The 14,217-nt window shown below is 39.0% G+C and carries 12 protein-coding genes, 1 other RNA gene and 1 riboswitch; all 13 genes read right to left on the bottom strand.

What is annotated here, in order from left to right; all coding sequences use genetic code 11:
• Positions 1-10: 10 nt before the first annotated feature.
• A riboswitch (cobalamin riboswitch) is annotated at positions 11-198 on the bottom strand.
• A gap of 142 nt (positions 199-340) precedes the next feature.
• Entirely contained in the window at positions 341-2,878 is a 2,538-nt protein-coding gene (locus LI164_RS04480) for a glycoside hydrolase family 3 N-terminal domain-containing protein (RefSeq protein ID WP_227086781.1), read from the bottom strand.
• Between the two features lie 100 nt (positions 2,879-2,978).
• Positions 2,979-4,064, bottom strand: a complete 1,086-nt coding sequence (locus LI164_RS04475; RefSeq protein ID WP_227086780.1) for a uroporphyrinogen decarboxylase family protein — start codon at positions 4,062-4,064, stop codon at positions 2,979-2,981.
• A 19-nt stretch (positions 4,065-4,083) separates the two neighbouring features.
• On the bottom strand, positions 4,084-4,980 hold the full coding sequence (locus LI164_RS04470) for an AEC family transporter (protein WP_227086779.1): 897 nt from the start codon (positions 4,978-4,980) through the stop codon (positions 4,084-4,086).
• A 19-nt stretch (positions 4,981-4,999) separates the two neighbouring features.
• On the bottom strand, positions 5,000-5,845 hold the full coding sequence (locus LI164_RS04465) for a MetQ/NlpA family ABC transporter substrate-binding protein (RefSeq protein WP_227086778.1): 846 nt from the start codon (positions 5,843-5,845) through the stop codon (positions 5,000-5,002).
• A gap of 131 nt (positions 5,846-5,976) precedes the next feature.
• Entirely contained in the window at positions 5,977-6,645 is a 669-nt protein-coding gene (locus tag LI164_RS04460; RefSeq protein ID WP_117980849.1) for a methionine ABC transporter permease, read from the bottom strand.
• Positions 6,645-7,646: a methionine ABC transporter ATP-binding protein gene (locus tag LI164_RS04455; RefSeq protein WP_117980850.1), complete on the bottom strand. Its 1,002-nt coding sequence runs from the start codon at positions 7,644-7,646 to the stop codon at positions 6,645-6,647. The genes LI164_RS04460 and LI164_RS04455 overlap by 1 nt, the downstream gene beginning before the upstream one ends.
• Before the next feature lie 264 nt (positions 7,647-7,910).
• Positions 7,911-9,068 (bottom strand): double-cubane-cluster-containing anaerobic reductase, encoded by a 1,158-nt coding sequence (locus LI164_RS04450; RefSeq protein ID WP_227086777.1) that lies wholly within the window; start codon positions 9,066-9,068, stop codon positions 7,911-7,913.
• Between the two features lie 3 nt (positions 9,069-9,071).
• Positions 9,072-10,295 (bottom strand): helix-turn-helix domain-containing protein, encoded by a 1,224-nt coding sequence (locus tag LI164_RS04445; protein WP_227086776.1) that lies wholly within the window; start codon positions 10,293-10,295, stop codon positions 9,072-9,074.
• Positions 10,296-10,431: 136 nt separating this feature from the next.
• Entirely contained in the window at positions 10,432-11,268 is an 837-nt protein-coding gene (locus LI164_RS04440; RefSeq protein ID WP_215651154.1) for a YihY/virulence factor BrkB family protein, read from the bottom strand.
• Positions 11,269-11,387: 119 nt separating this feature from the next.
• Positions 11,388-12,722, bottom strand: a complete 1,335-nt coding sequence (locus LI164_RS04435; RefSeq protein ID WP_227086775.1) for a SpoIID/LytB domain-containing protein — start codon at positions 12,720-12,722, stop codon at positions 11,388-11,390.
• A 132-nt stretch (positions 12,723-12,854) separates the two neighbouring features.
• A non-coding RNA gene (gene ssrS / locus LI164_RS04430) (6S RNA) lies at positions 12,855-13,036 on the bottom strand.
• Positions 13,037-13,133: 97 nt separating this feature from the next.
• Entirely contained in the window at positions 13,134-13,520 is a 387-nt protein-coding gene (locus tag LI164_RS04425) for a hypothetical protein (RefSeq protein ID WP_005334192.1), read from the bottom strand.
• A gap of 17 nt (positions 13,521-13,537) precedes the next feature.
• A partial coding sequence (locus LI164_RS04420) for an LPXTG cell wall anchor domain-containing protein (RefSeq protein WP_227086774.1) occupies positions 13,538-14,217 on the bottom strand: 680 nt, incomplete at its 5' end.

The raw sequence follows: 14,217 nt of genomic DNA, 5'->3' as shown, positions 1-14,217 counted from the left end.
CCCCTACCGGAATCCCATACATATACATAGCAGGTCTCCTGACTTTGCATCCTCCTTTGATCATATCTTCCCCTTGCATCTTAGCCAGAGTGATTTTCCAGACCATCGTCCGCTTCACAGTAGAATAGGCTGTTCCAGATTCTCACTGGATTCCCTTTTCAATGAATTATAATCATCACTATGCACTCTACATAATTAATTTTAACCCATTCTACTCTCGCCAGCAAATAGCTTGTTTCCATATATGCGCTTTATTATTATTGTAATCTATAAGGAATTTTTAGTTTTATATTATAGAATCAACCCACATCTGGTATAATAATAAACTTGCTAAATCTGTTTATTTATATGCATTGGATTTTAATATAATTGCAATCAGTCTTGCTACGGATCTTCGAAGCTCACTTTCTTTTAAAGTTCCATTTTTTAACGCAACTCTGATTTGTTCATGATCAGATACCACCCCCGGGCAGATCAGATCATTTCCTGCCTGAATACAAATTTCTGGTCTGGAACATTTTGCATATCCTTCCGGCATCTCATTTGTCGTTCCCCAATCAGTCATGATCAAGCCTTTAAATCCCCATTCGTCACGAGCTATCTTGGTGCAAAGATCATGGCTGTTGGCTGCATGTACTTCGTTAATCAGATTATAGGAAGTCATAATTGCCATCGGCTGTGCTTCTTTCACACAGATTTCAAATCCCTGCAGATAGATTTCCCGCAGTGCACGTTCACTGATAATACTGTCACTGCCGAACCGGTTATCTTCTTGATTGTTGCACGCAAAATGTTTAATAGTCGTTCCAACTCCGACAGTCTCCTGAACCCCTTCCGTCATGCCTGCTGCCATGATGCCTGAAATAAGCGGATCCTCCGAGTAATACTCAAAGTTTCTTCCACACAGTGGATTCCGGTGAATATTCATTCCCGGTGCCAGCCACAATGTAATCTGAAAGATTTCAAGCTCTTTAGCAACCGCACGGCCAACATTTTTCAGAACTTCCATATCCCATGACTGGGCAAGTACAGTTCCAATCGGAAATGCGGTACAGAATTGGTAATATCTCTCTCCTTGTTTCTCATCACTGATTCTAAAAAGTCCGTCTTCCACACTATCAATAAAATCTTGAATTTTTCGTTCACCACTCACAACATCATAGAATTTATTCAAACGTAAACCTGCAGGTCCGTCTGCCAGCGTGATACTTGCAATTCCTTCATCTACTGCCACAAGACTGGTTTCTGCCGCTGCTCCAGGAACTGTAATTCCAGCAGTTCCAATTGTTCCATCTTTTCCGCGCCGGATTGCACCCGTACACATCTGTACACATTGTTCCACAGATAAATGCTCTGCCATTTGCAACGCTTCTTTTTCTAACAGATCACTTTCTATTCCATAGACAATTTCTGTCGTATCCAGCTCTTCTGCTCTCAATGCAACACTTCTTTTTCCGGCTGTCTCCGTTTTCCATTTTGCCTCTTTTTTCAAAAGACTGTCTTCGTTAGGAAATATTTCTTCCAGTTCTTCTTTTCTTAAACAGCTTGCTCTGTCCTGCTCAAGAATGACTGTTTTATCCAGTTCTATACTTGCTTCAACTTTTGCATGTTCGAGCGAATTACCTATCCAGATTCCGTACATTCCCTCTTCCATAATCCAGGCAGACTTTTCTTCGCAATAGCTGGATAACCCTTTCAGCAAAATAGAAAGTTCTATTTTCTGACATTCTCCAGGTTCAAGTGGCTTTGTTTTAGCAAATGCCACAAGTCTCCGAAATTCTTTTTTTATTTTATTTTGAGGACAAGACGCATAAATCTGTACAACTTCCTTTCCCGCATATCGTTCTCCGACATTCCTTACTTCTACTGAAACTCTGATTTCTCCCGACTTATCCAAATTTCCTGCTTTATATACAATGTTCGTAAGCTTCGTTTCAAAATCCGTATAGGATAACCCGTGTCCAAAGCAATATCTTACAGGTATATCAAATGTATCAAAATAACGATATCCTACATAAATTCCTTCTTTATAGTATTCTTTGTGTACATTTCCATCCATATAAGAAAATGTCGTCGCATTGGGATAATCTTCATATCTAAATGCCCATGTATCAGTCAAATGTCCGCCAAATGTTACTTTTCCAGACACAACATCTGCGAAAGCATTTCCACTTTCCATCCCACATTGTCCCATCTGGATCACGGCTTTTATAGATGAATAACAATCTTTAAATCCAAGGTCAATGATTCCGCCACTGTTAAGTACAAGCACAACATTATCATAGTACTTGCATACTCCGTCTAAAACCTGTAGTTCTTCATCAGACAGGTAGTAATCACCTTTCTCGCATTTGCGGTCTGCGGATTCTCCGGCCGTGCGGCTTATAATATAGAATGCAATATCACATTCATATTTTTTTACCGTCTCCACATCCGGCACACTTCCTGCCGGAATCTGGAACGGATGGCTTGCAAATGTCCGGAAGAAAGCTGCGTGTTCACGGTTACCTGTAATCTCCAGTATCCTGTCACGCCAGGCTTTTTTTTCTATTTCATACAAGCACTTATATTCACTAAGCCAGTCTTCATTTACAATCTCGTATCCTGCATTTTTCATTCCTGCCCATATTGAAATAGTCTCGCGTTCATTTACATCACCGGAACCAGATCCTCCTTTTATAGTCTTTACAGCTCCGCTTCCATATAAAGCAACCTTGCTTCCTGGCTGCAATGGTAAAATATGCTCACAATTTTCTAAAAGAACCATACCTTCTGCTGCAGCTTCTCTTGCTACTCTCCGATTTTGAATCTCATAATCGGAAATCTCTTGGGTTTTCTTTCCTGTATAGATCCTATTCACATTTTTTATCACTCTCATACTTTTCGTACCTCTTCTACTTATTATCACATATATGATAGTTGAGTGTTTCCGGCTACAACATTATCTTACTGTACAAAATAATATTCAACACGACTGCTTATAACTCTGTAATACCTCTTGGCATATAACCTTTTCTTGCACCACGTCCATACTTTGCAGCCGCATTCATAAATGCAATCATGTTTTCCTTCGTCGTATCTATCGGAGTGGTACATCCAGGACAGAGATTATATCCCCTCGGATTGTCTCCAGCTTCAATAATACATTTCTTAATTGCCTGGTCAATTTCTTCAAATGTTCCATTTTTCAATACATCTACAGGTGGCACATTTCCACTGATTGCAACTTTATCACCATAGCATTCCTTCAATTCCTGAAGGCTCTCACAGTTATCTACCCAAAATCCACTGACTCCTGTGCCAATAACTTCTTCCCAGCGATCCCTGGTATGTCCACATATATGAATTCCAGTTGAACCCTGAAATTTGTTCATACGCTCTACTGCCTGTTTTATATAAGGGACAAAAAATTCTTTAAACTGTCGTTTACTAAGTAAATCTCTGGAGCCCATTGGTTCAGAAAGTGTAAACCCAATTCCTAGTTTACGATGAAGATCTTCACAACATTTTACAACACAGTCTGTACTATACTGCAATAATTTGTGGACCTGTTCTTTATGTTTGACCGTACCCTTTAAGAATGTTTCAGTTCCAATCAAACTTGCAGCTGTTGTAAATGGTCCTGCAAGTCCACTACCAATTCCACGTTCTTTTCCATATTTTTCCTGAAGTCTTTCAAATGCTTCTATTATGATAGGAAATCTTCCATCTTTTTCAACATTAATAAGCTCCATATGATCCAGGTCATCAAAGGTTTCCAGTGCCGGCTTTTCAATATAAGACACGCTGTGCTCCGGATACTCGAGCTTTGTTCCGAGTGCTTCTACCAGCGTCCGAAGTCCCAGTCCCATCCCCATATTATCTGCCTGAAAATCTTCTGCCAGACGGCTTTCTACTTCCACCATGGCATCTGCTGAAAAATAATAATCACGAATGGAAATCCCATATAACGGAGGAGCTGTCTCTCCTGCACTTAAAGACGTCGGAATACGGTCCACCTCTTCTCCTCTTGCGTAAGCTATCTTCCTCTCTTTTGGCGTCATCTCAAGTTTTACTAATTCCATCTTTTCTTACCTCTTTCTTCTAACAGAACAACATAGAAAATGGTACTGTTACAATTGATATAATCGTTGTCATAGCAAATATTTCCGCTGCATATACGGAGTCTTTTTCATAACGGAGTGCAAATAAACTTCCCGTCACTCCTGCCGGACACGCTGTTGCCAGTATCACAATAGTCTTTACGAGCTGTGAAACTGGAATAAAATAAAAGACTCCTACCAATGCAAATGGCATCACAATCAGCTTTACAAAGCTTAACCAATATAATCTGTAATGACAAAATACTTGTTTCAGATCTGCCTGAGCAATATTGATTCCTGCTACCATCATCGCCATCGGTGTGTTCATGTTTGCAATCATTTCCATTGGTTCTTCAATAATCTGAGGAACACGGATTTGTGCAACAAAGCAGATAATACCAAGAATAATGGAAATAATTGTCGGTGATGTAAATACTTTTTTCAAAGATTTGATATCACTTTTCCCAGACATTACAATTACGCCATGTGACCAGAGCAAGAAATTCGCCATAGCTACATAGGCAGTCATATAAAAAACTCCTTCTGCCCCAAAAATCCCCTGTGCCATCGGTATTCCGATAAATCCACAATTAGAATACATCAATGCAACTAATTCCACAACTGCATAATCTTTATCCAATTTTCGGACGACCCATTTGCAGATACACCAGATCAGAAAAAAAGCAATAGCTGATAACAGAACCGATATCATCAGCCCTGTTACCAGCTCTTTTGAAAAGTCTTTCTGAAATGATGTAAAGAGCAGGACTGGTGTGAATAAACTCAGCACCAGTTCTGATAATTTCTTATTCATCTCCTGATCTACAATCTTCTTGTGATAACAGAATACCCCGACAAGCGCAAGTATCGTCATCACAAGAGTTTTGTACATCGTCATTCCAGCTAATTCCATAGAACTATTTGTTTAACTCCCACATTGGAACCATCGTTCCCTTTTTCTCTGTCTTGTAGTAATCTGCAAGCGCATCACACTGAACAGCTTTTGCAAGTCCTGTTGCCCACTCTGCATCTTTGTCTTCTTTTCTTACCACAAATCCTACAGCGTATGTTTCTGCATCATCAGAAGCGCATACATAATCTGTTCCATCAAGTCCTGCATTTACCATGTGAGCTGCTGCACAAAGAATAGCTGCTACATCCGGCAGAGACTGTGGAAGAACCTGCATATCAGCCTCGATAAATTTAAGATTCAGCTTATTCTCTTTGATGTCATACTGTGTAGGTGTCTCTACGGAATCATCTAATGTAATCAGACCCTGAGACTCTAACAAATGAAGTCCACGAGCTTTATTAGAAGCATCACTGCAAAGAGCAATTGTATCTCCATCTTTTAACTCATCAACAGACTTGATTTTTTCTGAGTACATCGCAAATAATGGAGCTGCCGTCTTTGGTTCAACCATTACAAAATCTGTTCCATTGGCGTCGTTGTAAGCTTTTAAAAATGGCTCATGCTGATACCAGTTAATATCAATACTACCTTCTCCAAGTGCAACATTTGGCTGATTACTGTCATCGAATACTGTAACATCCACTTTATAACCAGCTGCCTTAATTGCATCCATAACTGCATCTACCTGATCAGCGTTATCACGTACACCTAATTTGATTACTTTCTTCTCATCAGATGACTCTGTCTTTGCATCATCAGATGATTTGCTGCTTGATGAACTTCCGCATCCAACTAACATAGTTCCTACCATTGCTGCTGCCAGCAATACGCTTAAAATTCTTTTTTTCATGATTTTCTCCTTTTTACTTCTTTTGAATCTTAAAAATCTATCTAAAAATAAGTCAGACTTATTTTCAGCCAATATAGCAGATAGAAGATATCTTCCACCTCTAACCCAAATGTAAATGTTTAATCAGACACTTACTTCAGTTTCTTGTAAATCCAGTCTCCAAAATACTGAATAATTGCTACCAGAATTATCAGAATCACACAGATTGAATACATAATCTCCTGATTGAAGTTCTGATAGCCATATGTAAGAGCTGTTGCTCCAAGTCCACCGGCTCCTACTGCACCAGCCATAGCTGTACAGCCAAGCAAGTTTATGATTGCGAGACAGAGTCCGGAAATTATGGACGGAACAGATTCCTTTAACATTACTTTTACAATAATCTGCACTTTAGAAGCGCCAAATGACTGAGCAGCTTCAATCAAGGCAGGGTCAACTTCTTTAAAACTGTTCTGGAAAATACGTGCCATAAATGGAGAGCATGCTACAGTAAGCGGTACAAGAGCCGCTGTCTCTCCGATGGACGTTCCCACGATTAATCTTGTAAATGGAATAATCGAAATCAGCAGAATAATAAACGGGAATGATCGAATCGTATTGACCAGAAAATCCAGGATACGGTTTACCACAACATTCTCGCAAAGTCCTCCTTTTTCAGTTATAACGAGAATGACTCCAAATATAAAACCAAATATTGTAGACATAATTCCTGAAATCACCAACATCTTCAATGTTGCAAAAAATGCAGGTACAATCAACATCTGACATAACTGTAAAAAAGTATAATTTTTCAATGTCATTATTCTTCATCCTCCTTTGTCTCACACTGCGTCTCAATCTCATGCCAATTCAAACCTTCTTTTGTGAGATAATCTGCAACAAATTTCAGATGTTCATTATCCACATTAATTGTAAAAATTCCCATGCTGTCATTCTGATAATCCTGAATCTTTCCATCTAGAATCGGAAATACATAATTCAATTCTTTCGACATCTTTGCAAATAATTCCCCATCATGGATATTATTAACAAGATATGCAATCTGGATGTTATGTCCTTCATCGGGAAGTTTTACTGTCTCTTCTCCAAGAAGTCTCTTCAATGACTGTGGCTGTTTAATAAAGATTTCTTTTACAGTACCTTCATCTGCAATCTTGCCATTTTCCAGAATGCATGCTTTATTACACGCTTTTCTTACAACTTCCATCTGATGTGTTACAATGATAACTGTGATTCCAAGTTTCTGATTAATTTCCATCAACAGATCCAGAATCGAATTCGTCGTTTTCGGATCCAGTGCTGAAGTAGCCTCATCACAAAGCAAAATCTTCGGATCCATAGTCAATGCTCTTGCAACTGCAACACGTTGCTTTTGTCCACCACTTAAATTTCTCGGTTTTGCATTCATCTTATCTCCAAGACCAACCAGTTCCAGAAGTTCTCTTACTTTTTTATCAATCTGGTCTTTTGGATATTTCCAGCACTGCATTGGAAGAGCGACATTCTTATATACCGTCTCTCGTTCAAGTAGTGAAAACTGCTGAAAAATCATTCCAACATGTCGTCTGAATTCTCGTAATTCTTTATCTTTCAAATCTTTGATCTCGCATCCGTCAACCTTCAGGCTTCCTTCCTGATAAGATGTCAGACCATTGATGCAGCGAAGAAGTGTAGATTTTCCTGCGCCACTTCGACCTACTAACGCATAAATATCTCCGTCTTCAATTGTCAGGTTGATACCTTCCAGAACGGAGCTTCCATCGTCTTCCCATAACTTTTTCAGATTTTTTATCTCAATCAACGTTTTTTCCTCCTTCTAAATTACTTTTCCTATTTTATACAATTTTCTCAATAATTTCTTCATTTATAATTCCAATCTTTCTTGTTTTAATTGTGCATCGTGCACAATTTATCCCATGTATTTTTGTGCATTTTATTGATTATATCTATATAATCGTTCTTTTATTGATTATATCTATATTTATCTTTATAGACATATGTTATATCTGCACAAAAACAGGGTGCATCTATCTATATTTGATAAATGCACCCTTGTCAATTGTAATTATTTACGAATCATTTCTACAAATGCTGCCAATCGTGTATTTAATTGTCCCACATCACCTTTTGAATAGTCTGTCACTACAGCCAGATATGGCAAATTCTTTTCTTCATTCACGAAATTCTTCACACTGATGGATTCCATTTCCACAGAATGACAGCCCGATAATATCATCTCAACTACCCCATCTACATGATAGTCATCAATCATTTCTCCAAGAAGATGGATACGATTATTATTCGGTGTCATAATTGCACACCCTATACTAAAATATTTTCTTGCAATTGCACCATAAACATCTGAATCATCTTCATCTACCATACGCTCTACTGCTTTCGCTCCAGTACAGTTTTCGAAACCGACTACAACTCCGCCGTTATTCTCAATTGCCTCTACGATTTTATTTGTATCTTCGCCCATAGGGCAGCCGGTAATCAGGATTCTCGGTCTCTTTTCTAGCTGACGACCTTTCTCATATTCTTCCAGAATACGATCTGACAATTCATTTAACTCCTTTGTCATCTCTTCCTGACCAAACTGATATTTCGAACCATAAAGCACCTTACCAAGTTCCAGTCCAGACATTGGAACTGGTTCCAACTTCATCAAACCATAAAATCTCTTCAATGCTTCTCTTCGCTTATTCTGCGATACAATTGCACGTCGAATATCATTCTCTGTAATAACTACCTGAAAATATTCTTCCAGAAATTCTTTAAACCGGATAATCTCTTCCCGCCAGAATCTAAGTCCGCCTTCTGACTGTGTATTCGGCAATTCCATAACATAAACTTCTTTAAACTCAGACATCAATTCGTACATTTTTTTCTTGCCGTCACATGTTGTTTCTCCCACAACCAAATCCGCAAAATGAAAATAAGGACACCGATCAGATATGGCATAACCATAGCTAGATTTGATTAATGGACATACATTCTTTGGCAATACCGTTTCAGCGAGCTCTACTGTTTCATTCGCTGAAGAACATAGCCCCACAGGAATTGCTCCCATGGCAACTGCAATTTCTCTTGGAAAAAACGAACAATATGCACCGATTATCGGAATCTGCTTTTCTTTATATTCTTTTACCTTCAAAAATGACTGTTTTTTCTTGTCTTCAAACTCATCGAAGATTTCCGGCAAATCCTTGATAATCTCCATTCTCTACTTCTCCTCTTTCTCCTGTTCCCGCAGGAGTATACTAATTAAAATCTTATGAGCAATTCCCGGCTCATTAATATCTACTCCCAAAATCTCATTAATTTTGGAAAGTCTATAAATCATTGTATTCCTATGTATAAACATTTTCTTTGCTGCCATACTTACATTATTACCTACAAGCAAGTATTGCTTTAATGTCTCATAAAATTTTGTTTCCTTTGCCTCATCTTCGCTGGCTAGTTCAGTAAGTTCACGCTCCAGATATCTCGCATGTCCAATATAAGATAATGCACAAGAACAGACTATCTGGACATAATAATCTTCTTCACGAAAACTTCTTTTATCCGGTTCCTGTTCATGCGCAATCTCCAGTGCTTTCTGACACATAAATCGTTTCTTATCAATCAATTCAATCTCATTAAAGCTTCCACTTAAACAACATAACAGCTTATATTTTTCACACATGTTATCCATAACTTCACAAATTTTTTCTCTGCATTCTTCTGTATGTATATCTGTGAAAAGAAGACAAGCATACTGCTCCTCTATATAAACAAACACATTTTCATATACATCACTTACATAATTAGCCGCCTTTTGAAGTTGCAGACTATTATAAACTTCTGTACATACAACTGCTACTCGAAATGGGGCAACAACATATTCGTTATATATATCGTTCGTTCCATTCAGAAGCTGCTTCCCCTCGCCTTCAAATAATAACCGGGCAATCACACGACGTATTGTCGATATATGAGAATGAGAATGTTGTTCCTGACGCTCCATCAACATTCCAAGTCCCTGACAGACAATATCATTCATCTGAATCAATGTTTCCTCTGCATCTTTTGCATTACAAATTCCTGCATCCAGAATAGATATAACGAAACCTTCTGCATCTCCTTTGACTACAATTTCATTCACAGCATAATATTCTTCCGATACATGAATGAGCATGGATTTGCCCCCTGACTCTTTCGAGCGATATTCGATCATCTGTGAAATCAATTCTACTCTTCGTTTGCTGTCCATACCTTCCGGCAACAGTGTTTCATTATATTCTCCTTTATGAGACATTGCAAGTATCTTGCCTCCAATGTCCAGAACAATCAAAACAACCGGCGCATATTCTGTAATATAATCTGTAAATTTCTGTACAGAACCAGTAATCCCTAATGCTTCAAATGCTCTCCTGTAACAGACATTCAGATCAATTTTTTCTTCCATCTCTTCTCCCTCCCGGCATCTACTATCTCCTTTTATGATACCACCAGGAAAATTTTGCGTAAAATCAGTTCTTTTCATATATCTATAGGTTTTTTCTATAGAATTAATTTTTTACGCCTTTCGTTATATTATCCTGTTATCTTTCCTCACTCTCATCAATCTTTTCCCCGAACCAAATGTTCAGCTCTCCGCCGATCAAAATGCAATACATGCAGAAATACATCCACATCATGATCAACATGATCGTTGTCAGACTTCCGTACATACTGGAAAATCCTTTGAACACATCCACATATACAGAAAACACCCAGGAAATGACCATCCATCCCAGCGTAGAAAATACTGCTCCCGGAAGTTGCCTTTTATATGTGTCTCTTCTATTAGGAAGGAATTTATATATCAACAGTAAAAATACAATCATTACAATCGGTGTAATGATATTCCTTGCCCGGATCAGCCAGTCGGCCATATTTCTTAAAAATGGTACATGCTCAGCAATAAAAATATTCAGGCTGTTACCAAATACCGACAACACAAGTAAAAATATAATAACGAGTATAAACATTACTGTATAAACAGTTGCTCTTATCCTAAGGAAAAAATAGTTACGTGTCTCACGGCAATTATACACACAGTTCAGTCCTGAACTCATGGCAAGTACACCTTTTCCTGCAGACCAAAGTGCTACCACGATCGTAATCGGGATAATACCAGATGACTGATTATAGACCTGATTGACAATGGATGTAATCAATGAATCTACCGATGATGGAAATACCTGGATCACAGCCGTCATGACATCAGCCTTTGTGACGGGCGTATATTGCACCATAGTCAGTAACAACAATATAATCGGGATCATGCAGAGCATAAAGAAAAATGCTGTCTGTGCAGCGTATGCCCCTACATGGTCTTTCGTTATCTCTCCAGTCAGCTCCATGATGTCATCATATAATTCTTTTATCTTTTTCATCACTTTTACCTAGCTTTGTTTATGTTCCGGCGTTCCACTTTTCCCAGTGATACCGCCTGTTCTGAACAGTTACATAATTTTATATTTTACCCGATTTTATACATTTTGTCTACGAACAATTATCCAATGGTGACGCCTTGATAAAAAAAAGTCAATATTTCCTGATAGTTTTTTCCACATTTTGCCATTTCATTCGCACCGGTCTGACTCATGCCAATCCCATGTCCGAACCCGCCGCCCTTTATGACAAATGTATCTCCGGACTTATTTATTGTGAAAAATGCACTTGGAAGAAGCTTGCTGCTTTTGACTTTTGTACCGTCCTGCTTTATAATTGTGTATCCTTTTCCTCCAAGAGCACGCCGGATTTTATTTTCCGTTGAGACTCTTACACTACCTTTGTCACCGACAGCCTCTATTGTTAATACTACACCACCCGGTCCATTTTCCAAAATATTGATATTCTGCAACGTTCCAATATCTTTGCCGGTATTTAGTCCAATCAAATTTGATAAAGTCTTTGCCTGAATCTTCGCCTCCCAGCGATACCATGGCAGATTTCTCTCATAATCACCGTTCTCATCTTTTACTTCTACAGACTGAAGATATCGGTTTCCGTCATTCTCCTCATTCCCCCAGGCTTTCATACTGGTCGTCTTTCCGCAAGAAGTGGAATAATAATAAGTCGTCACAATCTCTCCGTCCAGACGCACGACTTGTCCTGCCGTCTCCTGAACAGCTAGATCTGCGCTGTCTGCCGGTGCACTGTTGCCGTAGACCTGATAATTCGTACTGTCATCCACATGAGCTTCATATTCCGGATATCCATATTCTGCCATCTGCCTGTAGGCGTAACTTCTGGCACAGACTGCCTGCGCTTTCAGCGCTTCTATTTCATAACCGGACGGCATTTCGCTGGGCACGACCCGGCACAGATAATTCTCAACGGGGAGTTCATTGATAATCGCAATTCCTTCCGCTGTTGTCCGAAGCTCCAGTATGCCTTGATAAGAAGGACTCCCGTATCCACGCTTCAGGCTATTTACCGTAATCTCCCCTTCTTTTGCCTGGATTCGGATATTCCCACTCTGAAAACGGCTGTCATCTGGCATAAATGTCACTTCCATCCCCGCTTCACATTCTTCTACTTTCTCCCCATACGTAATAGAAAGTCCAGATGTTGAGCTGACTGTCACAGACGGATGAATGGTATTCTTATATCCATCCGTCATAAGAAGAACCCGGATATTCGGATTAGACACTACCTGCGTCTCTTCTCCCTGATTTTTCTGCTCCGTTTGAACTTCTTCCTGCTTCTGGTCAAATGCTTCTTTTTCCTGACGGTTTCCACGAACTCCGCCTTCGAGATTACTTGTTAGTCCTGCAATAATAAACACCAGAACCAGCACTGACATACCATAATAAAATCTCTTTCCTCCTCGAAAATGTTTCAAACTCTATTCTCTCCCTAATCATTATGCCCTATGATTGATTCAACACCCACTCAAGTAGAAGGGGAATCAAATAAATGTCCCCCTCACATTAGAAAAAGACAGCCGCATAAACGACTGTCCTTTATCTTTTGTATGTTCCCCAAAATGCCGGTTCCTGTATTTTGACTCCTAGCTGTCTGCTAGGTGGGTGTCCGCATTCGCTTTTCTGCCATCCTCTGCATAATGAAGGCTCGACATATTACGAAGATATAAGAGTCCCGTTTAAAGTGATGTAGGTTCAAAATAACAGGAGTTATCGTGCATCCCAGGTTCTTACTTCTTGAATTATTATAACTCATTTACCCGTTTTTTACAACAGGTAGATTTATCTAGTTTCCATTTTATAAAATCTAAACATTACATTAAATATCATTATTTTTTCTGCAGTGACTGAATTGCATTTACCAGATTCAAATATGAATCTTCTACCTCTTCCTGATTTGGCTTTCCCTGAATCGTTTCTTCGGCCTCTTCTTTTGCCTGATTTAAAGTATTTACTGTTTCATCTGTATAAACACTCTGATTAATCTTTCCGGCACTTTCAATCAAATCTTTCAGTTTGCTTTCGTCTACTTTTTCAGCATTAATAACAAGCGCTTTTACTTCCGTCTGATTTTTTGATGTCTGCTCTTTACCAGCCATGCGGCTGATAGCAAAAACTGCTACCGCCGCAATGACTATGCATAAGATCAGGGCTGCCAGGATATAGGCTTTTTTCTTTTTATTCCGGTATCTTCGATACCGTCTTTTGTGTTTCATGTGATTATTCACAGTTTCTAGATTGTTCTTTTTCTCTTAATCAGAACAATAATTGCTGCCACTGCTGCTCCTACAAGTGTAAGCATGTAAGCGATTGGCATACTCTCATCACCTGTTTTTGGAGCTTTTTTATTTTCGTTCTTTGCTTCTGCTTTCTTAGCTGCTGTCTTCTCTACCTTCTTATTGTCAGTAGTTTTGTTTGTAGTATTGTTTACTGTATTGTCTGTAGAAGGTGTAGCTGGCTGAGCTGGCTGAGTTGGCTCTGTCGGCTGAGTTGGCTCTGTTGGCTCAACTGGATCTACCGGATCAACTGGAGTCTCATCTTTTGTAAATGTAGCTGTTACTGTGTAGTCATCTTCTACTCCATATGGGAACGCAATAGAGCTTGTGTTTGTGTCTAATGAGTATACTACTTCACCTGCTTTATTTGTTACTTCCCAGCCTGTCCATGTATATCCTTCTTTTGCTGTTACAGTTGGAAGGAATCCAAGTGTATAATCAGCTTCCTGAAGATTATTGTTCTCAAGCTTTGTTGCTCCGTCATATCCTTCAAACTCACCCTTTTCAGGATCTACAACTACATTTGCATTAACTACTGCTGTTGTCTTATTCTCTGTAAATGTAGCTGTTACTGTGTAGTCTTCTTCTACTCCATATGGGAACGCAATAGAGCTTGTGTTTGTGTCTAATGAGTATA

The sequence above is a fragment of the Dorea sp. 210702-DFI.3.125 genome (assembly GCF_020560945.1).
GTDB classification, from domain to species: domain Bacteria; phylum Bacillota; class Clostridia; order Lachnospirales; family Lachnospiraceae; genus Dorea; species Dorea formicigenerans.
Note: the sequence above shows the minus strand (reverse complement) of the source record. Positions and strands in the feature narration are given on the sequence as shown.

Coding starts and splice junctions, on each gene's coding strand:
- LI164_RS04475 (WP_227086780.1), bottom strand. CDS start 4,064: ATGGAATTAGTAAAACTTGAGATGACGCCAAAAGAGAGGAAGATAGCT.
- LI164_RS04480 (WP_227086781.1), bottom strand. CDS start 2,878: ATGAGAGTGATAAAAAATGTGAATAGGATCTATACAGGAAAGAAAACC.
- LI164_RS04465 (WP_227086778.1), bottom strand. CDS start 5,845: ATGAAAAAAAGAATTTTAAGCGTATTGCTGGCAGCAGCAATGGTAGGA.
- LI164_RS04425 (WP_005334192.1), bottom strand. CDS start 13,520: ATGAAACACAAAAGACGGTATCGAAGATACCGGAATAAAAAGAAAAAA.
- LI164_RS04440 (WP_215651154.1), bottom strand. CDS start 11,268: ATGAAAAAGATAAAAGAATTATATGATGACATCATGGAGCTGACTGGA.
- LI164_RS04445 (WP_227086776.1), bottom strand. CDS start 10,295: ATGGAAGAAAAAATTGATCTGAATGTCTGTTACAGGAGAGCATTTGAA.
- LI164_RS04450 (WP_227086777.1), bottom strand. CDS start 9,068: ATGGAGATTATCAAGGATTTGCCGGAAATCTTCGATGAGTTTGAAGAC.
- LI164_RS04470 (WP_227086779.1), bottom strand. CDS start 4,980: ATGACGATGTACAAAACTCTTGTGATGACGATACTTGCGCTTGTCGGG.
- LI164_RS04460 (WP_117980849.1), bottom strand. CDS start 6,645: ATGACATTGAAAAATTATACTTTTTTACAGTTATGTCAGATGTTGATT.